At 73.7% G+C, this 22,287-nt stretch carries 14 protein-coding genes; 8 read left to right on the forward strand and 6 right to left on the reverse strand.

Translation table 11 applies throughout. The features are described 5' to 3' along the window. On the forward strand, positions 1 to 1,041 hold the full coding sequence (locus tag ACIA6C_RS04705; protein WP_399272906.1) for an isopenicillin N synthase family dioxygenase: 1,041 nt from the start codon (positions 1 to 3) through the stop codon (positions 1,039 to 1,041). A 141-nt stretch (positions 1,042 to 1,182) separates the two neighbouring features. Here the strand turns inward: ACIA6C_RS04705 and ACIA6C_RS04710 are convergent, their stop codons facing one another. Beyond that, positions 1,183 to 2,430 (reverse strand): serine/threonine-protein kinase, encoded by a 1,248-nt coding sequence (locus ACIA6C_RS04710; RefSeq protein ID WP_399272908.1) that lies wholly within the window; start codon positions 2,428 to 2,430, stop codon positions 1,183 to 1,185. Between the two features lie 167 nt (positions 2,431 to 2,597). Then, positions 2,598 to 4,313, reverse strand: coding sequence for a protein kinase (locus ACIA6C_RS04715; protein WP_399272910.1), 1,716 nt, complete (start codon positions 4,311 to 4,313; stop codon positions 2,598 to 2,600). Between the two features lie 446 nt (positions 4,314 to 4,759). Between ACIA6C_RS04715 and ACIA6C_RS04720 the strand changes: the two genes are divergently transcribed. From ACIA6C_RS04720 to ACIA6C_RS04735, 4 genes are all read left to right on the forward strand, one after another. Beyond that, entirely contained in the window at positions 4,760 to 8,413 is a 3,654-nt protein-coding gene (locus tag ACIA6C_RS04720; protein WP_399272912.1) for an FHA domain-containing protein, read from the forward strand. 136 nt (positions 8,414 to 8,549) lie between these two features. Further along, positions 8,550 to 9,956 (forward strand): ABC transporter substrate-binding protein, encoded by a 1,407-nt coding sequence (locus ACIA6C_RS04725; protein WP_399272913.1) that lies wholly within the window; start codon positions 8,550 to 8,552, stop codon positions 9,954 to 9,956. Positions 9,957 to 9,960: 4 nt separating this feature from the next. Then, positions 9,961 to 11,274, forward strand: coding sequence for a carbohydrate ABC transporter permease (locus ACIA6C_RS04730; protein WP_399272915.1), 1,314 nt, complete (start codon positions 9,961 to 9,963; stop codon positions 11,272 to 11,274). Further along, the gene (locus ACIA6C_RS04735) at positions 11,271 to 12,137 is read left to right on the forward strand and encodes a carbohydrate ABC transporter permease (protein WP_361137770.1); all 867 of its coding nucleotides are present in this window, start codon (positions 11,271 to 11,273) and stop codon (positions 12,135 to 12,137) included. The genes ACIA6C_RS04730 and ACIA6C_RS04735 overlap by 4 nt, the downstream gene beginning before the upstream one ends. 43 nt (positions 12,138 to 12,180) lie before the next feature. Here ACIA6C_RS04735 and ACIA6C_RS04740 read toward each other — a convergent pair whose 3' ends face one another. Continuing rightward, positions 12,181 to 12,828: a TetR/AcrR family transcriptional regulator gene (locus tag ACIA6C_RS04740; RefSeq protein WP_361137771.1), complete on the reverse strand. Its 648-nt coding sequence runs from the start codon at positions 12,826 to 12,828 to the stop codon at positions 12,181 to 12,183. 269 nt (positions 12,829 to 13,097) lie between these two features. Here ACIA6C_RS04740 and ACIA6C_RS04745 point away from each other — a divergent pair, with 269 nt between their 5' ends. Both ACIA6C_RS04745 and ACIA6C_RS04750 read left to right on the forward strand, forming a co-directional pair. Beyond that, entirely contained in the window at positions 13,098 to 13,964 is an 867-nt protein-coding gene (locus ACIA6C_RS04745; protein WP_361137800.1) for an ABC transporter permease, read from the forward strand. Continuing rightward, positions 13,957 to 14,733, forward strand: a complete 777-nt coding sequence (locus ACIA6C_RS04750; RefSeq protein ID WP_361137772.1) for an ABC transporter ATP-binding protein — start codon at positions 13,957 to 13,959, stop codon at positions 14,731 to 14,733. The genes ACIA6C_RS04745 and ACIA6C_RS04750 overlap by 8 nt, the downstream gene beginning before the upstream one ends. A gap of 69 nt (positions 14,734 to 14,802) precedes the next feature. Here the strand turns inward: ACIA6C_RS04750 and ACIA6C_RS04755 are convergent, their stop codons facing one another. The 3 genes from ACIA6C_RS04755 to ACIA6C_RS04765 all read right to left on the reverse strand — a co-directional run bounded on the left by ACIA6C_RS04755 (position 14,803) and on the right by ACIA6C_RS04765 (position 21,322). After that, positions 14,803 to 19,770, reverse strand: coding sequence for an NAD-glutamate dehydrogenase (locus ACIA6C_RS04755; RefSeq protein WP_399272918.1), 4,968 nt, complete (start codon positions 19,768 to 19,770; stop codon positions 14,803 to 14,805). Between the two features lie 380 nt (positions 19,771 to 20,150). Next, the gene (locus tag ACIA6C_RS04760; RefSeq protein ID WP_361137774.1) at positions 20,151 to 20,825 is read right to left on the reverse strand and encodes an HAD hydrolase-like protein; all 675 of its coding nucleotides are present in this window, start codon (positions 20,823 to 20,825) and stop codon (positions 20,151 to 20,153) included. Continuing rightward, a complete protein-coding gene (locus ACIA6C_RS04765; protein ID WP_399272920.1) occupies positions 20,822 to 21,322 on the reverse strand; it encodes a DUF6912 family protein in 501 nt (166 codons plus the stop codon). The genes ACIA6C_RS04760 and ACIA6C_RS04765 overlap by 4 nt, the downstream gene beginning before the upstream one ends. Positions 21,323 to 21,639: 317 nt before the next feature. Between ACIA6C_RS04765 and ACIA6C_RS04770 the strand changes: the two genes are divergently transcribed. Then, complete coding sequence (locus ACIA6C_RS04770) at positions 21,640 to 22,032, forward strand: Rv3235 family protein (RefSeq protein WP_399272922.1); 393 nt, start codon at positions 21,640 to 21,642, stop codon at positions 22,030 to 22,032. Positions 22,033 to 22,287 lie beyond the last annotated feature (255 nt).

The following is a 22,287-nucleotide window of genomic DNA, read 5'->3' on the forward strand; positions in this document are numbered from 1 at the left end:
ATGCCGTCCGCGCACCCCTCTCCTTCCGCTTCTCCCGCCGACACCTCCATACCCTCGCTCGCGGTCATCGACCTCTCCCGGGCGGACGACCCCGCCGAGCGCGCCGACTTCCTCAAGCAGCTGCACGCCGCCGCCCGCGACACCGGGTTCCTGTACCTGACCGGGCACGGCATCAGCGAGGCCGAGACCGCCCGCATCCTGGAGCTGACCAGGGCCTTCTTCGAACTCCCCGAGGCCGACCGGCTGGCGGTCAGCAACCTGAACTCGCCCCACTTCCGCGGTTACACCCGGATCGGGCACGAGCTGACCGGCGGCTCCTCCGACTGGCGGGACCAGCTCGACGTCGGCGCGGAGCGGCCCGCGCCGCTGCTGGGGCCGGACGACCCGGCGTACCTGTGGCTGGAGGGGCCCAACCAGTGGCCCGAGGCGCTGCCGGAGCTGCGCGAGGTGGTGCTGGACTGGCAGGCGCGGCTCGCCTCGGTCGCCCACCGGCTGCTCCGCGAGCTGCTGGCCTCGATCGGCGCCCCCTCGCACTTCTTCGACGCGGCCTTCGCCGACCGTCCCCACCTGCACACGAAGCTGATCCGCTACCCCGGATCGGCCCCGTCGGGCGCGGACCAGGGGGTCGGCGCGCACAAGGACTACGGGTTCCTGACGCTGCTGCTCCAGGACTCGGTCGGCGGGCTCCAGGTGGTGCGCGACGGGGGCTACGTCGACATCCCGCCGCGGCCGGGGGCGTTCGTCGTCAACCTGGGCGAGCTGCTGGAGATCGCGACGGAGGGCTACCTGACGGCCACCGACCACCGGGTGGTGAGCCCGCCCGGGGCGGTGGAGCGGTTCTCGGTGCCGTTCTTCTACAACCCGCGCCTCGACGCGGTGGTGGAGACGGTCCCGGGCGACTACCTGCGCGCGGCGCCGGGCGTGGCCCACGACGCCTCGAACCCGCTGCACGCGGAGTACGGCCGCAACGAGCTCAAGGGCTGGGTCCGCGCGCACCCCGAGGTGGCGCGCCGCTGGCACCCGGAGCTGGTCCGGGCCTAGGCCGTCTCTTCCGGATCTCGCCCGGCCCGCGCCGCCCGGCAACATCCGAAAGAGACGACCTCGCGGGAGCCCACCCCGCCGGGGCGGGGCCGCGTTCCCGGTGCCGCGGGGCTCGCGGGGCCCGTGGGGCGGGCGGTGCGGCTACGGCGTCGGTGGGGCCGAGTGCTTGGTGTCCTGGGAGGGGGGCTCGTCACCGGAGGTGGCCAGCCAGCCTCCCACGCCGAGCGCCGCGGCCAGGGCGACGGCCCCGGCCGTCAGCGCCAGGCGCCGTTTGCGGGCCGCTTCCGCGCGGTGGCGCGCCGAGCCCGGACGGTGGCCGCCGGCCGGGCGCGGCACCCGGGCCGTGCCCAGCGCGCCCCCCGCCAGTTCGTCCGGTCCCGGGACCCGCATCGAGGTGTGCGTGTCACGGTTGGAGTCGGTCGCCGAGCCGGGTACCAGCGGCACCACGCCCCGCCGCCGCGCCGGGTCGGCGGGGACGGCCTCATCGGCCTCCGCCGGCTCCGGCTCCGCGTCGTCGGGCTCGTCCACGTCCAGCGGCGGCATCCCGGCCAGCAGCGGCAGCAGGTCCCGCAGCCGGGCCGACAGCTCGGAGGCGCGCAGCCGCGAGGCCGGGGCCTTGGCCAGGCACTGCACCATCAGCTGCCACAGCTCGTCGGGGATCCCGGGCAGCGGGACCACGCTCTCGGTGACGTGCCTCCGCAGCACCGCGCCGGGGTGCCCGCCCCCGAACGGGGTGAACCCGGCCAGCAGCTCGTACAACACCGTGGCCAGGGCGTATATGTCGACCGCCGCCCGCGGGGGCAGTCCCTCCACGATCTCCGGAGCCAGGTAGTCCGGCGTGCCGATGATCCGGGTGCTGGGGGCCGGCGCCCGGCCCGTCCCGGCCCGCCTCGGCGAGTCGATCAGCTTGGCGACGCCGAAGTCGGTCAGCAGGGCGGGGTGGGCGCCGCCCGGGCCGAGCGGGCCCTGCATGTCGAGCAGTACGTTCTCGGGCTTGACGTCGCGGTGCACCACGCCCGCCGCGTGGGCGGCCGCCAGGGCGTCGGCGACGTCCGCGACGATGGCCACGGCCGCCTCGGGGGCGAGCCGCCGCTCGCGGTCGAGGCGCGTGCGCAGGTCCGTACCGCGGACGAGGTCCATGACGAGGGCGAGGTCGTTGCCGTCCACGACGAGGTCGCGGACGGAGACGACGTGCGGGTGGTCCAGGCCGAGCAGCGCGCTGCGCTCCTGGACGAAGCGTCCGACCAGCTCCTGGTCGGACGCGAGGTCCTCGCGCAGCAGTTTGACGGCGACGGGCCCGTCCGGCCCCTCGCCCAGCCACACCGTGCCCGCGCTCCCGCGCCCAAGGATCTGGTGCGCGGTGTACCGGCTGCCGATCTTCCGTGCCACGACTGCTCCCTCAGCGGCTGGCGTACGCACCAAAGCTACGCGGCCGGGTGCGGGTTTTAGGCCAGTAGGGGGTCCGATTCGCGGCGACCTTCACTTCTGCGGGCGAAATCACGCCCCAGAAGTCGACAAATCCACGAAGTCGGCACCAGCGCGGTCGTGACGGCGGTTCAGGACCCGCCGGCGCGGGCGGAGTCGCCGATGGTGGAGATCCAGTCGGCGGCGTCCGAGCCCCAGGACCACAACTGGTCCCACCAGCCCTTGCCGGTGCCGACCCACTCCTGGAGCGGGGTCAGCTCCCACACCAGCCAGCCCGCCACGAAGAACAGCAGGATCATCACCAGGCAGCCCTTGAGGCAGCCGAGCCCGGGGATCCGGACCGGGTTGGCGCTGCGGCGGCGCGGCTCGCGCGGCTCCCGGGGGGCCGGCGGCTGCGGCGGCGGGGCCTGCGGCCGGACCGGCTGCTGCCGGTACTGGGGCTGCTGCTGCGGAGGCTGCTGCTGGGGCTGCGGCTGGCGGTACTGGGGTTGTTGCTGCTGCGGCTGGTACTGCGGAGGCTGCGGCGCGTACTGCTGCTGGTGGTACGGCTGCGGCGGGGGCTGCTGGCGGTACGGGGGCTGCTGCGGGCGCTGCTGCGGCGGCGGGGGCGCCTGCCGCTGCGGGCGGCGGCGCAGGGGGTCGTCGTCCGGGCTGAGGTACTGCACCTGCGTCTGCTCGTTGCGGTCCCGGGCGGCCTGCATCTGCGACTGCCAGGGGTGCGGCTGGTCCGGCCGCTCGACCGGCGGCATGACGGAGGTCGCGTCCGCGGCCGGCGCCCCGGTGCTCGGCAGCACGGTCGTCGCGTCGCCCCCGCCGACCGGCGGCATCACGCTGGTCATCGCGTTGGGGTCGTAGGCGCCCATCGGGGACGGCGCGCCGGCGGGCAGCACCTGGGTCGGATCGGCGGAACCCGGCGTCGCCGGCACGGGCGCGGGCGAGGGGTCGGGCGCGAGCAGCGCGCCGACGCCGAGCGCGGCCTCCACCTCGGCGGGCGAGGAGTGCACGCCGATGCCGGAGGCGACCACGCGCAGGCCCCGCGCCAGGCTCTCGGCGCTGGGGCGCTCGTCGGGCTCCTTGCGCAGGCAGCGCTCGATGACGATCCAGAGCGCCTCGGGCACGTTCGGCGGGCGCTGCGGGTCCTCGCTGAGGTGGCGGTGGAGCACTTCGAGGGCGGTTCCGCCGGCGAACGGCGGTCGTCCGGTGACCAGTTCGTAGAGCAGGATCCCGGCGCCGTAGATGTCGACGGCGGAGGTCTGCGGGCGGCCCTCGGCGGACTCGGGCGCGACGTAGGCGGGGGTGCCGACGAACTCGTGCGTGCGGGTCAGGCCCGGGGAGTCGGCGAGGCGCGCGATGCCGAAGTCCGTGAGCATCGGCTTCATCTGGCCGTGGCGCTCGTCGAGGAGGACGTTGGCGGGCTTGAGGTCCCGGTGCACGACGCCGTCCGCGTGGCTGGCGGCGAGCGCGTCCGCGATCTGGGCGGTCAGCAGGCTCGCGGCGACGGGGCTGAACGGGCCGTTCTCCCGGATGTACTTGTGCAGGTCAGGACCGTCGATCAGGTCCATGACCAGGGCCAGCAGGTCGCCTTCGACGACGAGGTCGCGCGTGCGGACGATGTTGGGGTGCGTCAGGCGCAGCAGGACGGAGCGCTCGCGCAGGAAGCGCATGACGATGTCCGGGTCCTGGGCCAGCTCCTCTTTGAGGACCTTGATGGCCACGGTCTCGCCGGGCTGGCCGGCGACGGCCGCCTCCGCGCCGGCGGCCTCCCGCTGGCGGGCACGCCAGACGGTACCGGTGGCGCCGCGCCCGAGGGGCTCCTCAAGCAGGTACTTGCTGCCCACTGGCCGCACGTCTCGCGCTCCCCTGCTGTCGTGTGTCTGTCGTCTGGTTTCGGATGATTCCGACGCTGTCTTTTCCGGCCCACTCTAGGGGGTGTACGGGGGGAAGACGCCGGACGGCGGAGGTTGGTTGCCGTACATATGTGCGAAGGGTGAGATTTGCGGGGTATGCCGGAGGCGATTTTCGGCAGGCCGTTGACCTCATGTGTGCGATGAGCGCGCGGGAGGATGATCAATCAAGATCATTTATGGGTGGGGCCCGGGCGTGTTGTCGGTGACAGGTGCGAGGATGCACCCGTACGGAACGGCCGGGGCGGGAGCCCGGCCTTCCGGCAGACCTGACCGGACGACGCGTCCGTGCCGGGCGGGGGGTGATCGGGCGGACTGGCCCGGCCGTTCCCCTTCCCGGGCGCGCGCACCGTGCACTGCGCTCCGCGCAGAAGGGACCGCTGACGGCGATGCAGATCCGGCTGACCGTCCTCGGGTCGCGCAGCGGCCACCAGACCGCGACCGCGCCCGCCGGCTGTGACGTGCTCGTCACCGCGCCCCCCGGTACCGCGCTGGCCGCCGTGGCCTCGGCGCTCGCGGCGACCGTGGGAGGCCCCGACACGGGGGGCACGGTGGTGCTGTACGCGGGGGCCGAGCGGCTCGACCTCCAGCGGCGGATGCTGGGCGAACCGCCGTTGGTGGACGGGGCGGTACTGGCGCTGCACACGCCGGTGGCCGACGCCGTGCCGGCGCTGCCCGAGGAGGGGCTGGACGCCCCGCAACTGCGGGTGGTGGCCGGGCCCGACGCGGGCGGGGTGCACCTGCTGCACCCGGGAGCGGTCCGGATCGGGCGCTCGTCGGGCGCGGACGTACCGCTGGACGACCCGGACGTGTCGCGGCTGCACTGCGCGGTGACGGTGCAGGCCGACGGACGCGTGACGGTGGCCGACCTGGGCTCGACGAACGGCACGACGGTGGACGGGGTCCCGGTGGGTCCGCGGGCGGTCCCGCTGCCGCCGGGGGCGCTGCTGCGCATCGGCGAATCGACGCTCCGCCTGGCCGCGGGGGGCGAGCCCGTCCTGGCACTGACGCCGGACATGGAGGGCCGCCTGTCCCTCCCGTCCGGAACGTCCGCCCCCACCACCCCGTCCCCGGACCCCTACGACGCCGCGGCCCCGGCCCGCGCGGCGGGCCCGGCCGACCCCGGCGCGGGGCCCTACGGCAGTGCGGGGCCGGCTCACCCGGCCGGGGGCCCGACCGACCCCGGCGGGTCCTACGGCAGTGCGGGGCGTTACGAGGACACCGGCGCCGACGGGTACGGCTACCGCTCGGGGGCGTCCGGGAACGCGGGGCGGGGTGGCCCGCAGGGGCGAACCCCTGACCCCGCCCCTTCCCGAAACGGGGGCTCCGCCCCCGACCCCGCAACGGGGCCCCGCCCGGCCGGGGCGGCCTGGGCCGCCCAGGACGGCGGCGCGCCGCGCGCCCAGAGCGGCACCACCGCCGACGGCGGCCCCGGCGCCCCGGCGCCCCGCGGGCAGCAGCCCGCGCAGGCCCATCACGGCGGAACCGGCCCCACGTGGGCCACCCCCGCCCAGGACGGCGGAACCAGCCGTGCACGGCCGGCCGCCGAGCAGCATGGCGGAACCCCACGCACCGGTGGCCCTGCGTGGGCGGCCTCCGCGCCCCAGGAGGCCGGGCACCCCCAGGACGGCGCCACCGGCCGCGGCTCGGACGGGTTCGGCGCCCCGGCGCCCCGCGCGCCGCAGCCCGCGCAGGCCCACGGCAGCGGAACCGGCACCCCGGCGCCCGGCGCACCGTTCGCCCCGCAGCAGGCGGGCCGGCCGCAGGCCCACGACGGCCGCACCGGATCCGGGACGAGCGGAGCAGCAGGGGCGGATCTGGCCGCCCTTGGAGATGCGGCGGGCGGGCGGCGGCCCATGGTGGGGGCACCCGCCGCGGTGTGGCCCGTCGCCGGAGGCGGCCGGCGGCGGGGGATCGGCGCCTGGGCGCGGAAGTGGGTGCGCGGGGAGGACGTCGCCGAGGTGGCCGTCGAGGCCGAGGCGCCGGCCGCCGCGGCGCCCGCCGACGACGACCCCGCCGCGCTGCTGCTCGCCGCCCTCGGCCCCACCGGCCGGCTCTGGTCCCGCCCACCCGGCGCCCTCGACGTCGGGCTCGGCGCCGGCAGCCGCGTCGACCTGCGCGAGGCCGGCGCGCTCGGCATCGCCGGCCCCCGCGCCCGCCTCACCGGCGTGGCCCGTTCCGTGATCGCCCAGCTCGCCGCCCTGCACTCCCCGGCACAGCTGGAGATCGTGCTGCTCGCCATGGACGGGACCACCGACTGGAGCTGGCTGGGCTGGCTCCCGCACGTCCGCCCCGCCCACGGCCAGCACTGCCGCCTCCTGCTGGCCCATGACCGCGAGCAGGCCGCCGCCCGCACCGGCGAGCTGACCCGGCGCCTCGACGACAGCCCCCTCGGCACGGGCTGGGCCACCGCCGGGCCCGACGCCGTCCGCCGGGCCGCCGCGGCGTACGAGGGCCCGTACACCCTCGTCGTCCTCGACGGCGACCCCGGCACCGGAGCCCTCCGCGAGGTCACCTCGCGGCTGGCCTCCCACGGGCCCGCCGCCGGTGTCCACCTCCTCGCCCTCGCCGAGGCCCCCGCCGCCACGCCCGCGAACCCGCTCGCCGAGACGTACGAGGCCGCCTGCGCGAGCACCCCCGCCTTCCGGGCCTGCGGCGCGGTCGCCGTCCTCAGCGGCGAGGTCGCCACCGCCGTGCGGACCTTCCAGGTCAGCGGCGGAAAGCCCGTCCGCCCCGGCGAGACCGCCGTCGCCGACGCCGTCTCCGCCGCCTGGGCGGAGCGGTTCGCCCGCGCCCTGGCGCCCCTGCGCGCCGAGGCGGTCGCCGCGGGCGGCTACCGTCCGGCCGCCGCCAGCCTGCCCCAGACCTCCCGCCTGCTCGACGAGCTCGGTCTGGCCCGGGCCACCCCCGCCTCCCTGATGGCCCGCTGGGCGGCGGCGACCGGGCAGGGGCAGACCGTCGGCGGTCTCGCCGAGGTCGTGCTCGGCGCCGGCCGGCGCGGCCCCGTCGGCGTGGAGCTGGTCCACGACGGCCCGCACCTGCTCATCGAGGGGCCGCCGGGCAGCGGGCGTACGGAACTGCTGCGTTCCGTCGCGGCGTCCCTGTGCGCCGCGGCCCGCCCCGACCGGCTCGGCCTCCTGCTGATCGACGGGGCCGGCGGCGAGCGCGGCGAAGGGTTGCTGCCCTGCACCGAGCTGCCGCACGTCTCGGCGCACCTCGTGGCCTCCGACCCGGTGCGCATGCGGGAGTTCGCCCAGGCCCTGGGCGCGGAGCTCAAGCGCCGTCACGAGCTGCTGGACGGCGTGACGTTCGCCGACTGGCACGCCCGGCGCGAGGTCAGCGAGCTGATGGTGTCGCCCCGGCGGCCCTCTCCGCAGGAGGGCCGGACCGCCTCCTCGGGCACAATCGGCGGCGCCTCGTCCGGCACCATCGGCGGCGCCTCGTCCGGCACCATCGGCGGCGAGGACTCCCAGCGCACCGGGACCCTGCGGTTGCGCGCCTCCGCCCCCCGTACCGAAGTGGCCGCCGGGCCCGGCCCGCTGCCGCGCCTGGTGGTCCTCGTGGACGACTTCGACGCGCTGGTCGCACCCGGCCTCGGCAGCACGGGCCGTCCCGCGGCCGGTTCGGTGGTCCGGATCCTGGAAGGGCTGGCCCGCGAGGGCGCCCGGCTCGGGGTGCACCTGGTGGCCACCAGCGCCCGCCCCGACCGCACCGCCGGCACGGAACCGGCCCGGCTCGCCACCCTGCGGGTCGAACTCGACGCCCCCGACCAGACCGGCCCCGGCCGGGGCCTGCTCCACTACGGTGACGGCCGGACGGTCCCCTTCCAGGGCGGCCGCGTCACCGGCCGGATCCCCCGGACCGCCACGTCGAGGCCGACCGTGGTACCGGTCGAATGGGAACGGATGGGTGATCCACCGGCCCGCCGCCCCGTCCGCGAGCTGGGCAACGGCCCGACGGACCTGGCGCTGCTGGCCAGTGCCCTGGACCGCGCGTCGCACCTGGTCTCCGCGATACCCGTGCTGTTCCCGGCGGCCCCCTGAGACCGCCCCGCACCGGGCGTCACACCCCCACCCGGCCCCCTCAACCCCGTGACGCGGTATTGCGGGGGCGCGCCGCGCCGCGTAGACCTTGTGGCACGCAACACACCACGAGCACACCGGCATCGGGGGCAGAGCCATGCGCAGGCAGCACGGAACCGGCCACACGGGAGCCAACGGGGAGCGCCAGGGGTCACGCCGTACGAGGGCGCACGCCTGGGCGGCCCTGCTCGCGACGGGCGCGCTCGCGCTCACCGCGTGCGGCAGCGGCGGCGGTGACAAGGAGGACCCTCCGGCGGCCGGGGCCTCCGCGAGCCCGCGGGTGTCGCTGCCGCAGCTGACCGGCGAGAAGCTGGAGGTCGCGGCGGTCTGGACGGGCCCGGAGCAGGCCAACTTCACGAAGGTCCTCAAGGAGTTCGAGAAGCGCACCGGCGCCTCCGTCACCTTCGTCCCGGCCCAGGACCCGATCGTCACCTTCCTCGGTACGAAGGTCGCGGGCGGGCAGCCGCCGGACGTGGCGCTGCTCCCGCAGGTCGGGGCGCTGGTCTCGGCGGTGCAGAACAAGTGGGCCCAGCCGGTGGGTCCGGAGGCCAGGGCCGAGCTGGAGAAGAACTACTCGCAGGGCTGGAAGGCCCTCGGCGCGGTCGGCGGCACCCAGTACGGCGTGTACTACAAGGCCGCCAACAAGTCTCTGGTCTGGTACAACGCGAAGGCGTTCGAGGCGGCGGGCGTGCAGCCGCCGAAGACGTGGAAGGACCTGATCGCTGCGGCGGACACCCTGTCCGCGTCCGGCACCCCGGCGGTCTCGGTGGCCGGCGCGGACGGCTGGACCCTGACGGACTGGTTCGAGAACGTCTACCTGTCGCAGGCCGGCCCGGAGAAGTACGACAAGCTGGCGAAACACGAGATCAAGTGGACGGACGACAGCGTCAAGCAGGCGCTGACGACGCTCGCCGAGCTGTTCGGCCGAAAGGACTACCTGGCGGGCGGCCAGAGCGGGGCCCTGGCGACGGAGTTCCCGAAGTCGGTGACGCAGACCTTCACCGGCGGTGACAGGCCGGCGGCCGCGATGGTCTTCGAGGGCGACTTCGTGGCGGTGAACATCGCGCAGACGGAGGCGAAGGTCGGCAAGGACGCGCTCGTCTTCCCCTTCCCGGCGGTCGGCAGCGGCAAGGCGCCGGTCGTGTCGGGCGGTGACGTGGCGGTGGCGCTCAAGCCGTCCAAGGGCGCGCAGGCGCTGCTGACCTTCCTCGCCTCGGCGGACGCGGCGGAGATCCAGGCCCGCGAGGGCGGTTTCATCTCGCCGAACAAGTCGGTGGACCCGGCGGCGTACCCGAACGACATCCAGCGGGGCATCGCGAAGGCGCTGATCGCGGCGGGCGACGACTTCCGCTTCGACATGTCGGACCAGGCCCCCGCGGCCTTCGGCGGAACGCCGGGCGCCGGTGAGTGGAAGGACCTCCAGGACTTCCTGGCGAACCCGTCGGACGTGGCGGGCGCGCAGGCGAAGCTGGAGGCGGACGCGGCCAAGGCGTTCGGGAACTGACCCGGTGGCCGCCCCCGACGTCTCACGGGCGGGGGAGGCCAGGCGCCGCCGTCTCATAGCGGCGGCGTTCCTCCTCCCCGCGCTGGTCCTGCTGGGCGCGCTCGTCGTGCACCCCATCGGCTACTCGCTGTACCGCAGCCTCTTCGACCGCTCGGGCGACACCTTCGTGGGCGGCGACAACTACGCGGAGATACTGCGCGACGGCACGATCCGTACGGCGCTGCGGAACACGGCGCTGTGGGTGGTGCTGGCCCCGACCACCGCCACCGCCCTCGGGTTGATCTTCGCGGTGCTCACCGAACGGGTGCGCTGGGGGACGGCGTTCAAGCTGCTGGTGTTCATGCCGATGGCGATCTCGATGCTGGCGGCGGGCATCATCTTCCGGCTCGTGTACGACCAGGACCCGGACCGCGGTGTCGCGAACGCCGTGTGGGTCGGGGTGCACGACACCTTCGCGGAGTCCTCGGCCTTCCCGAAGGCCCGGCCGGGCCGGGACTCCCCGCTGGTGGCGGTCCCCGGCGGCGCGTTCGAGACCCGTGACCCGGTCCGGGCGGGCCGGGCCGTACCGGTCCCGCTCGTCGGGGTGGCCCCCGACGCCCTGCCGAAGGGCACCCGTACGGCCCGGCCTCCCGCCGACGAGCCCGGCAAGGTCACCGGGACGGTCTGGCAGGACTTCACCCGGGGCGGCGGCGGCCGTACGAACGCGGTCGACCCGTCCGAGCAGGCGCTGGCGGGCATGCGGATCGAGGCGGTCAAGGACGGCCGGGTGGTCGACAGGGCGACCGCCGGCCCGGACGGCACCTTCACCCTGTCCGCGAAGGCCGACGGGGCGCGGCTGCGGTTGCCCGCGTCGAACTTCCGCGAGCCGTACGCGGGGGTGGAGTGGCTCGGTCCGACGCTGGTGACCCCGGCGGTGATCGGGGCGTACGTGTGGATGTGGGCCGGGTTCGCGATGGTGCTGATCGGAGCCGGGCTGGCGTCCGTGCCGCGCGAGCTGCTGGAGGCGGCGCGGGTGGACGGGGCGAACGAGTGGCAGGTGTTCCGCCGGATCACCGTGCCGCTGCTGGCGCCCGTCCTCGCGGTCGTCCTCGTCACCCTCGTCATCAACGTGATGAAGATCTTCGACCTGGTGTTCGTGATCGCGCCGGGCGCGGTGCAGGACGACGCGAACGTGCTCGCGCTCCAGCTGTACCGCACGTCCTTCGGCACGGACGCCGACCAGGGGCTGGGCAGCGCGATCGCCGTGCTGCTGCTGGTGCTGGTGGTGCCGGTCATGCTCTACAACATCCGCCGGATGCGCCGGGAGGCCCGCCGATGAGCGCCGCACCACGGTCCTGGTCACCGCAGGGCCTGGCCGCCCGGCTGGCCGGCGGAGCACTGCGGGTGTTCCTCGTCCTCGCCGGCCTGTTCTGGCTGCTGCCCACGCTGGGCCTGCTGATCTCCTCGTTCCTTTCGCCCACCGACCTGAACAAGGGCGGCTGGTGGCAGGTGCTGAGCGCGCCGTCGCGGCTGACGGCCGACAACTACGCCAACCTGCTGTCCAACGGGACGATCACCGGCTCGCTGCTGAGCACGGTCGCGATCACCGTGCCGGCGACCCTGCTCGTCGTCACGCTCGGCGCGCTCGCCGGGTACGCGTTCGCCTGGCTGGAGTTCCCCGGCCGCGACTGGCTGTTCCTGATCGTCGTCGCGCTGCTGGTGGTTCCCGTGCAGGTGGCGCTGATCCCGGTGTCGCACCTGTTCGGCGAGATCGGGCTGTTCGAGACCACGGCAGGGGTGGTGCTCTTCCACACCGCCTTCGGGCTGCCGTTCGCGGTGTTCCTGCTGCGCAACTTCTTCGCGGAGATCCCGCGCGAGCTGCTGGAGGCGGCCCGGCTGGACGGGGCGGGCGAACTGCGGCTGTTCACCCGGGTGGTGCTGCCGCTGGGCGGTCCGGCGATCGCCTCGCTCGGCATCTTCCAGTTCCTGTGGGTGTGGAACGACATGCTGGTGGCGCTGGTCTTCGCGGACTCCGCGCACCCTCCGGTGACCGTGGCGCTCCAGCAGCAGGTACGGCAGTTCGGCAACAACATCGACGTGCTCGCGCCCGGCGCGTTCTTGTCGATGGTGGTGCCGCTCGTCGTGTTCTTCGCCTTCCAGCGGCAGTTCGTGACGGGGGTGATGGCCGGCGCGGTCAAATGATCGCCGTGGCGCCGTCGCGCCGAGACGCCGTCGCGCAGCGCCCTTACCCGGCGGCGGCCTTGAGGCCCGCGACCACCGACCGCGCCAGCTCGTCCAGGTACGCCGCCGGTACCTTGTCCCGCACCACGACCTGCCGCCAGTACAGCGGGCCGATCGCCAGGTCCAGCGCCCGGCCCGGGTCCGTTCCCGCCGCCAGCTCACCGCGCGCGACGGCCTCGGAGACGATCCCCTGCGCCATGCTCCGCTCGCCCTCCAGCAGGGCGCCGCGCACCGCGTCGGCGATCTCGGGGTGGCGTGCGGCCTCCACCAGCAGGTCGGGGATCACCGCCGACGCCACGGGGTGGCGCAGCACGTGCGACATGACCTCCAGCAGGGCCCGTACGTCCCCGTACAGCGAGCCGGTCGCCGGTACCGGGAGCCCGTCGGCCGCGAAGGCGCCGACCAGGTCCAGCACGAGGTGGAGCTTGGACTTCCAGCGCCGGTAGACGGCCGTCTTGCCGACGCCCGCCCGCCGCGCGATGCCCTCGATCGACATCCGGGCGAAGCCGACCGTGGCGAGCTCCTCCAGGACCGCCGTCCGGATCGCCCGGGTGACGTCCTCGCGCAGGACGGCAGCCCCGGCGGGTGCGCGGCGGGCGGGGGCGGCGGGTGCCGAGGGCTCGGAGGCGGGTGCGGAGGGCTCGGTGGTCATGGGACAGAGCATAACGGCGCACGCCGCCACCACCCCGTCACGACGATACGGTTGCGTCTCAACGCCGGGGCACCTACTCTCGGCGTCACGACGATACGTAACCGTCCCGTCGGAACTCCGAAGCCAGAACCCGAAGCGCGAAGTGCGAAGTCCAGCAGTCCGACGTTCGACGTTCGCGTTCGAAGACCGGCGAGTCTCCCGTCGAAAGCGACCCCGTGACCGTGACCGTGCCCCCCGTGACCGCGCCGCCGCCCCCGACGGCGCAGGCCATGACTCCCGAAGCGCTGGCCGCCGCCCACGGCCTGACCCTCAGCGGCGCCCGCCCCTCCCTCCCCCGCTACGTCGCGCAGCTGTGGGAGCGCCGCCACTTCGTGACGGCGTACGCCACCGCCCGCATGCAGGCCACGTACAGCGCGGCCCGCCTCGGCCAGGTGTGGCACCTGGCCACCCCGCTGCTCAACGCGGCCGTCTACTACTTCATCTTCGGCGTGATCATGAACGCCGGGAACCGCGTCTCCGACTACATCCCGTTCCTGATCACCGGCGTGTTCGTGTGGGACTTCATCGGCAGTTCCATCAACGCGGGCACCCGCGCCGTCCACAGCAACCTCGGCCTGGTGCGCGCCCTGCACTTCCCCCGCGCGGCCCTTCCCCTGTCGACGGTGATCCAGCTCTTCCAGCAGCTGCTGGTCACCATGGGCGCCCTGGTCATCCTGCTGCTCGCCTTCGGCCAGATGCCGGCGCCGTCCTGGCTCCTCGTGGTGCCGGCCCTGCTGCTGGCCGCCGTCTTCTGTGCGGGCTGCGCCATGGCCATGGCACGCATCGGCAGCAAGAACCCGGACGTCAGCCAGCTGATGCCGTTCATCCTGCGCACCTGGATGTACTCGTCCGGCGTGATGTGGTCCATCGAGTCGACGCTCAAGTCCGACCACCTGCCGCACTGGGTGACCACGGCCCTCCAGCTCAACCCGGCGGCCGTCTACATCGACCTGATGCGCTTCGCGCTGATCGACAGCTTCAAGGCGCATTCGCTTCCGCCCCACGTCTGGCTGATCGCCGTCGGCTGGGCCCTGATCGCCGGCATCGGCGGCTTCGTCTTCTTCTGGAAGGCAGAGGAGGAGTACGGCCGTGGCTGACACCGCCATCCGCGTCCCCACCGTCATCGCGGACGATGTCCACGTCATCTACAAGGTGTACGGAACCGGCACCCGCAAGGGCGGCGCGACCGCCGCCCTGAGCCGGATCATCTCCCGCAAGCCCGCCCCCGGCGTCCGCGAGGTGCACGCCGTCAAGGGCGTCAGCTTCACCGCGTACAAAGGCGAGGCCATCGGCCTCATCGGCTCCAACGGCTCGGGCAAGTCCACCCTGCTCAAGGCGATCGCCGGGCTCCAGCCCGTGGCCCGCGGCCGCGTCTTCTCGCAGGGCCAGCCGTCCCTCCTCGGGGTGAACGCCGCCCTGATGAACGACCTGACCGGCGAGCGCAACGTCGTACTCGGCGGCCTCGCGATGGGCATGACCAAGCAGCAGATCCACGAGCGCTACCAGGACATCGTCGACTTCTCCGGCATCAACGAGAAGGGCGACTTCATCTCCCTGCCGATGCGCACCTACTCCTCCGGCATGGGCGCCCGGCTGCGCTTCTCCATCGCCGCGGCGAAGGACCACGACGTCCTGATGATCGACGAGGCGCTGGCCACCGGTGACGCCGCCTTCCAGCGCCGCAGCCAGGACCGCATCGAGGAGCTGCGCGAGAGCGCCGGCACCGTCTTCCTCGTCAGCCACGGCATCGGCACGGTCCGCGAGACCTGCGACCGGGCGATCTGGCTGGAGTCGGGCGTCCTGCGCATGGACGGCCCCGCCGACGAGGTCTGCGACGCGTACGAGGCGTTCAGCCGGACGGGCTGAGACCGCACCGCGCGCCGGAAAGCGAACGGCCCCGGGACAGGAGTCCCGGGGCCGTTCGCTTCACCGCTTTCAGGCGTGCGAGCGCAGCAGCGAACGCATCGTCCGCATCGCGACGGACAGGTTCGCCAGGTCGAAGTCGTCCGACCCGCGGATCTCGTCCAGGGTCGTCCGCGCCCGGCCGATGATCGCCGCGTTCCGCTCCTCCCACGCCTTGAAGCGCTCCTCGGGAGTCGCGTCGCCGCCGCCGGCCGCCAGCACGTCGGCGGTCAGCGCCGCGTGGGCCGCGAACAGGTCCTCGCGGATGGAGGCGCGGGCCATGGACTGCCAGCGGTCGGCCCGCGGCAGCTCGATGATCCGGTCCATCAGCTGGGTGATGTCCAGGCGGTCGGCGAGGTCGTAGTAGACCTCGGCGACGTCCAGCGGGTCGACGCCCGTGCGGTCGGCGATCGCGACGATGTCGAGCGTCGGGAACGCGGACGAGAAGCCGGCCACCTTGGCCGCCAGCTCCTGCGGCACGCCCTCGCCGGTCAGCTCGTCCATGATCGACTGGTACCACTCCAGGTCGGCGCCGCGCACCAGCTTGGGCAGCTCGGCCCAGACCTGGGTCACCCGGTCGCGGAACAGCTCGATGGTCCCGGTGATCTCCAGCGGCTGCGGCCGGTTGTTGAGCAGCCAGCGGGTGCCGCGCTCGACCAGACGCCGCGAGTGCAGCCGCACCCGGGTCTGGACACTGGCCGCGACCTTGTTGTCCAGCGCCTCGACCGCGTCCCAGACCTCGGCCATGCCGAAGATCTCGCGGGCCGCGAGCTGCGCCCGGACGATCTCCTCCGTGGCGGCCCCGGTCTCCTCGCGCAGGCGGTGCAGGAACGTCGAACCGCCGGTGTTGACGGTGTCGTTGACCAGGAGGGTGGTGATGATCTCCCGGCGCAGCGCGTGCGCGTCGATCTGCTCGCCGAACTTCTCGCGCAGCGGGGCCGGGAAGTAGGCGTGCAGCAGGCGGCGCAGGTACGGGTCGTCCGGCAGCACGGTGTGGATCAGCTCGTCCGCCACCGTGATCTTGGTGTAGGCGAACAGGACGGCCAGCTCCGGCTGGGTCAGGCCCTTGCCGTTGTTCAGCAGCTCGCGGATCTGCCGGTCGTTGGGCAGGAACTCCAGCGCGCGGTCCAGCAGTCCCTCCCGGCCCAGGCGGCGCATGAAGCGCTGCTGGGCGTGGAGCAGGCTGGGGGCCTGGGCGACGGCGTTGGCCAGGGCCACGTTCTGCGCGTAGTTGTTGCGCAGCACCAGTCCGCCGACCTCGTCGGTCATCTCCGCGAGCAGCGCGTTGCGCTGCTTGACGGTCATGTCGCCGTCGCTGACCACCGAGTTGAGCAGGATCTTGATGTTCACCTCGTGGTCGGAGGTGTCCACGCCGGCGCTGTTGTCGATGGCGTCGGTGTTGACCTTGCCGCCTTCGCCGCCGGCTCCGACGCGGGCGAACTCGATGCGGCCGAGCTGGGTCAGGCCCAGGTTGCCGCCCTCGCCGATGACCTTGGCGCGCACGTCGGCGCCGTTGACGCGGATGGCGTCGTTGGCCTTGTCGCCGACGTCGGCGTGCGTCTCGGCCGTCGCCTTGACGTACGTACCGATGCCGCCGTTCCACAGCAGATCCACGGGGGCCTGCAGGATCGCCTTCATCAGGTCGCCCGGGGTCATCTTGGTGACGCCGGCCTCGATCCCGAGGGCCTCGCGGACGTGCGCGTTGACCGGGATGGACTTCGCCGAGCGCGGGTGGACGCCGCCGCCCGCCGAGAGCAGCGCGGTGTCGTAGTCCGCCCACGAGGAACGCGGCAGGTCGAACAGGCGCCGGCGCTCGGCGTACGAGGTCGCCGCGTCCGGGGTCGGGTCGAGGAAGATGTGCCGGTGGTCGAAGGCGGCGACCAGGCGGATGTGCTCGGAGAGCAGCATGCCGTTGCCGAAGACGTCACCCGACATGTCACCGACGCCGACGACCGTGAAGTCCTCGGTCTGGGTGTCGTGGCCCAGCTCGCGGAAGTGCCGCTTGACCGACTCCCAGGCACCGCGGGCGGTGATGCCCATGCCCTTGTGGTCGTAGCCGGCGCTGCCGCCCGACGCGAAGGCGTCGCCCAGCCAGAAACCGTAGGCCTGCGCGACCCCGTTGGCGATGTCGGAGAACGTCGCGGTGCCCTTGTCGGCGGCGACGACGAGGTAGGTGTCGTCCTCGTCGTGACGGACCACGCCCTTCGGCGGCACGACCTCACCGGCGACCATGTTGTCGGTGATGTCGAGCAGCGCCGAGATGAAGATCTTGTACGAGGCGATGCCCTCGGCGAGCCACGCGTCACGGTCCACCGACGGGTCCGGCAGGTTCTTCGCGACGAAGCCGCCCTTCGCGCCGACCGGCACGATCACGGTGTTCTTGACCATCTGCGCCTTGACCAGGCCGAGGACCTCCGTACGGAAGTCCTCACGCCGGTCGGACCAGCGCAGGCCGCCTCGGGCCACCTTGCCGAAGCGCAGGTGGACGCCCTCGACGCGCGGGGAGTACACCCAGATCTCGAAGGCCGGGCGCGGCGCCGGCAGGTCCGGGATGGCCTGCGGGTCGAACTTCATCGACACGTACGCGTGCGGTTCGCCCGCGTCGTTCGACTGGAAGAAGTTGGTGCGCAGCGTCGCCTTGATGAGGGTCAGGAAGGAACGCAGGATGCGGTCCTCGTCCAGCGAGGCGACCTGGTCCAGGGCCCCGTCCAGCTCCTCCAGCATCGCGTCGACGAGCTCGGTGCCGGCGGTCTGCCGGGCCGGGGACATCCGCGCCTCGAAGAGCGAGACGAGCAGCCGGGTGGTGTGGACGTTGTTGCGGAGGGTGTCCTCCATGTAGTCCTGGCTGAAGGTGGAGCCGGCCTGGCGCAGGTACTTGGCGTACGCGCGCAGCACCACGGCCTGCCGCCAGGTGAGTCCGGCGCTCAGCACCAGGGTGTTGAAGTTGTCGTTCTCCGCCCGGCCCTGCCAGACCGCCGCGAAGGCGTCCTGGAAACGCTCGCGGGCGTCGTCGCCGAGGTGGGTGTCGCCGTTGCCCGTGGACACCGGCATCCGCAGACCGAAGTCGTAGATCCAGGCGTGGGTACGGTCGCTGCACCGCAGCTCGTACGGCCGCTCGTCGGTGACCTCGACGCCCAGGCGCTGGAGCACCGGCAGCACGGCGGACAGGGAGACCTGCTCGCCCTGCCGGTAGATCTTGAAGCGGCGCTCGCCGGGGCCCGCGCCGACCGGCTCGTACAGGGAGAGGTCGAAGTCCCGGTCGCTCTCGGACAGCCGCTCCAGGCGGACCAGGTCGGCCACGGCGGAGCGCGGCGAGTGGTCGGCCTTGTAGCCCTCGGGGAAGGAGTTCCCGTAGCGGCGCAGCAGCTCGGCGGCGCGCTCCTCGCCGGTCTCCGCGATCAGCGCCTCGCCGAAGCCGTCGGCCCAGGAGCGGGCGGCCTCCACCAGGCGGCCCTCGATGCGCTCGACGTCGGCGTCGGTCAGCGCGGGCAGCTCGGTGCCCTGCGGGACGCGGACGACGAAGTGGATGCGGGAGAGGATCGACTCGGTGTTCCAGGCGGTGAAGTCGACGCTGGTGCCGTTCAGCTCCTCCTGGAGGATCGCGATCAGGCGCAGCCGGACCCCGGTGGTGTACCGGTCGCGCGGCAGGTAGACCAGCGCGGAGTAGTAGCGCCCGTACTCGTCCTGGCGCAGGTACAGCCGCAGCCGGCGGCGTTCCTGGAGGTAGAGGACGGAGGTGACGATCTCGCGGAGCTTGTCGACCGGGGTCTGGAACAGCTCGTCCCGCGGGTAGGTCTCCAGGATCTGGAGCAGGTCGCGGCCGTCGTGGCTGTTGGGCGAGAACCCGGCGCCTTCGAGGACCTCGGCGACGCGGCGGCGGATCACGGGCACGCGGCGCACCGACTCGGTGTACGCGGCGGAGGAGAACAGGCCGAGGAAGCGGCGCTCGCCGACCACGTTGCCGTCGGCGTCGAACTTCTTGACGCCCACGTAGTCCAGGTAGGAGGGGCGGTGCACGGTGGCGCGGCTGTTGGCCTTGGTCAGCACCAGCAGCCGGTGCTCGCGGGCCTTGGCGCGCGCGTCGGCCGGCAGCCGGTTGAAGGACGGCGAGACGGGGTGCGCGTCCTCCTGGCCGTGGTGGACCGGGTCGGAGCGCAGGATGCCGAGGCCGGTGCCGGGAACGGCGGCCAGCGCGTCGTCGTCGACCAGGTTGTACTCGCGGTAGCCCAGGAAGGTGAAGTGGTCGTCGGCGAGCCAGCGCAGCAGCTCGCGGGCCTCTTCGAGCTCGTACTCGCGCAGGTCGGGCGCGGTCGGCTCGCCCGGCAGCTCGTCGGCGATGCGCAGCGCGGCGTCGCGCATCTTCTCCCAGTCCTCGACGGCCTCGCGCACGTCGGACAGGACGCGCTGGAGGTCGCCGGTGATCTGCTTGAGGTCGGCGCGGTCGGTCTCGCGGTCGATCTCCACGTGGATCCAGGACTCGACGAGGGAGTCGTGGGGGCGCGCGGTCTTGGGGCCGTGGGCGTCGCAGTCCGGGCCGAGGATCTCGATGAGCTTGCCGGTCAGGTCGCGGCGGACGACGACCTGCGGGTGGATCACGACGTGGATGCCGCGGCCCTGGCGCGAGAGCTCGTTGGTGACGCTGTCCACGAGGAACGGCATGTCGTCGGTGACGACCTCGACGACCGAGTGGCTGGAGGTCCAGCCGTTCTCCTCGACCGTGGGGGTGTGCACGCGCACCATCGCCTTGCCCTGCGGGCGCTGCTCGGCGAGCCGGTAGTGGGAGAGAGCGGCCCCGAACACGTCGACCGGATCCCGGTCCAGCAGGTCCTCGGGGGCGGTGTGCAGGTAGTACCGCTGGAGGTAGGCGAGCGTCGTGCCCGGATCGGGCCGCTCCCCTTGTTCGGACCCAGTCGGAAGTAGCCCCCCGGCCGGGCTGTTCTCAGCTACCCGTGCCGCCCGCGCGAGCAGCTCGGCCTTTGCTTCGTCCAGCTTGGTCTGCATGTCCTCTGGCTCCTGTCGCGCGCCATTGCGTGACGTAGGTGAAGGAAGGAATGACATAGCGCCGCGAGGCGGGGTGTCCGTTCGGGATCGACGCTATGCCGTCGAGAGAGGCCACCGGGAGGGAATCGGCCATGATCGGCGGTACGTCCCGGAAGCGGGGACCAGCGAAAGCCCGGGCACGGTCGTGCGCCGGGCGCGTGCCGGGGGTATCAGGACCCCCGATGGTTATCGCGCTGATCACGAGTACCAGGCTATCCCCCCTGACCCCCGACTCGTCACGAGCGGCTTCTGTACAAATCGGGGGGTGCATTTTTGCCGCTCTGGACAGCGACGGACGGCGGCGTCCGTGCAGGGTCCCGAACGCGGCCCGCGACAAGGCGTTATCCGGCCAGTTCCCGGGCCGTGGCCACGGCCTCCGCGAGGGTGTCCACGACGGGGACACCGGCCGATTCCAGACTGCGGCGGCTGTGCGAACCCCCGGTGTACAGGACCGCCTGCGCGCCCACGTGTGCGGCGGCGAGCGCGTCGTCCACGGCGTCACCGATCAGCACCGTACGGTCGGCGGTCACGCCGGCCGGCTCCAGAGCGGCCAGATGGCGTACGAGGTGGCCCGCCTTGGTGGTGTGCGAGGGCCCGGTACGCCCGTCGACGCGCAGGAAGTGCCGTTCGATGCCGAGGGTGCGCACGAGCGGCACCAGCTTCTCGTGGGGCGCGAGCGACAGCAGGGACTGCGTGGCGCCCGCCCCCTCCCAGTCCTGGAGCAGCTCCATCGCACCCGCGGCGAGCCCGACGGCGTCCGCCGCGGACCAGTAGTGCCGGTGGAAGGTCTCGTCCATGACGAGCCACTCGGCTTCCGTGGGCATACGGCCCATCAGCCGCTCGTAGAACTTCGTGACCGGTACGACGTACAGATCGCGGTACGTCTCCAGGGTGATCGGCTCGAAGCCGAACTCGGCGAACGAGGCGTTGGTGGCGGTCAGGACGGCGTCCACATCGTGCAGGAGGGTGCCGTTCCAGTCCCACACCAGGTGCGGATGCGCGCTCTGCCGGCTCACGGGAGCAGCCCCGGGATCTCCTGGACGCCGAACCACAGCAGCTCGTGGTCCTCGGCGCCGTCCACGGTGAAGCGGGCGTCGTCGTCCCCCCGGTCGGCGGCCTCCACGGCCCCGGCGGCCGCCTCGACGTCGGCCAGCGCGTCATCGGCGTCGACGTGTACGGCGGCGGCGACGGTCAGCCGTACCGGGTCGGCCAGGCTGACCTGCCCGAGGGTGGCCTCGTCCAGGCCGGGAACGGCGGAGGCGGCCTTGTCGTCGACGTCGACGGCCACGACGACGCGCTTGCGCGGGGCGGCCGGGTCGGCGGCGAGCAGCCGCAGCGAGGCCTCGGCGGCGCGGCTGAGGGCGGCGTACTCCAGCTCCTCGATGTCGTCGGAGACGTACCACTCGCGCAGCCCGGGCGTGACGGCGTACGCGCGCAGCGGCGCGGGGCCCAACTCGCCGGCCTTGTACACCGCGGCGAGCCCGGAGAGGGTCAGGGGGACGTACACGCGCATGGACGGCCGCTTTCGTTAGTCGGAAAACCCCCTCAGGATACGGCGACCGTCGCACTCCGCGTCCGACCGGGGGACGACTGCTGTCCCCCTTCGGGCGCGATCCACCGCCGGGGCCGCGTCCACCCGGCGCCACCGCCCGGGAACCCGGCGGCCGGACCGTCACCGGAGGGCGCCCCTGATAGGTGAACCGGCCGCGGCGTCCGGTCCGGTATCCCCGCGGTTGCGGAGCGTGACGAAGGGTCGCCACAGTCTCCTCGTACCTAGTGACCGCCCGGCATCCGCGAGGACCGGGCCCGGCCTTCTCGGGGACGACCGCCATGACCAGGACCAGGATTACCGCCCGCCCTCCGGGCCGCCGCGACCAGCACGCCCCCGGCGGCCGCCGCCGCCCGCGCGGGCCGCACGACTGGTTCGCGGAACGCCTGCTGGCCGTCCTCAGCGGCCGCCGCCCGGTCCACTCGCTCCTGGGCCACACGGTCGGCCCCGCGTACGAGCAGCTGGTCACCCTGGCCCCCGCGGGCCCGCTCCGCGACCGCCTCACCCCGGTCCTGCGCCACTGCGGCCGCTTCCACCCGGGCCCGGGCGTCATCGAAGCCTTCGCCCGCATCGCCACGGGCGACCGCGTCTCGGCCATGGCCTTCCGCCTCGAACAAGGCCCCGACCTCCGCTGGCGCTGCGCGGCGGTCGAAATCCACGGCCCCCGCTTCTGACGGCCGAACCCAGCCCCGGACGCCGGCCACATCCAGCCCCGCCGGCGCTTGCGGCGCGCCTCGCGGCCGAACCAAGCCCCGGACGCCGGCACATCCAGCCCCGCCGGCGCTTGCGGCGCGCCTCGCGGCCGAACCCAGCCCCGGACGCCGGCCACATCCAGCCCCGCCGGCGTTTGCGGCGCGGGGTCCGGGGCGGAGCCCCGGGAAGCCCGGGCGCAGCCCGGGACCGCCCCGCGCAACGGCACCGCACCGCGC

The organism is Streptomyces sp. NPDC051578 (assembly GCF_044454045.1).
Lineage (GTDB): Bacteria > Actinomycetota > Actinomycetes > Streptomycetales > Streptomycetaceae > Streptomyces.

Coding starts and splice junctions, on each gene's coding strand:
- ACIA6C_RS04720 (WP_399272912.1), top strand. CDS start 4,760: ATGCAGATCCGGCTGACCGTCCTCGGGTCGCGCAGCGGCCACCAGACC.
- ACIA6C_RS04705 (WP_399272906.1), top strand. CDS start 1: ATGCCGTCCGCGCACCCCTCTCCTTCCGCTTCTCCCGCCGACACCTCC.
- ACIA6C_RS04765 (WP_399272920.1), bottom strand. CDS start 21,322: ATGCGCGTGTACGTCCCCCTGACCCTCTCCGGGCTCGCCGCGGTGTAC.
- ACIA6C_RS04745 (WP_361137800.1), top strand. CDS start 13,098: ATGACTCCCGAAGCGCTGGCCGCCGCCCACGGCCTGACCCTCAGCGGC.
- ACIA6C_RS04735 (WP_361137770.1), top strand. CDS start 11,271: ATGAGCGCCGCACCACGGTCCTGGTCACCGCAGGGCCTGGCCGCCCGG.
- ACIA6C_RS04740 (WP_361137771.1), bottom strand. CDS start 12,828: ATGACCACCGAGCCCTCCGCACCCGCCTCCGAGCCCTCGGCACCCGCC.
- ACIA6C_RS04770 (WP_399272922.1), top strand. CDS start 21,640: ATGACCAGGACCAGGATTACCGCCCGCCCTCCGGGCCGCCGCGACCAG.
- ACIA6C_RS04755 (WP_399272918.1), bottom strand. CDS start 19,770: ATGCAGACCAAGCTGGACGAAGCAAAGGCCGAGCTGCTCGCGCGGGCG.
- ACIA6C_RS04725 (WP_399272913.1), top strand. CDS start 8,550: ATGCGCAGGCAGCACGGAACCGGCCACACGGGAGCCAACGGGGAGCGC.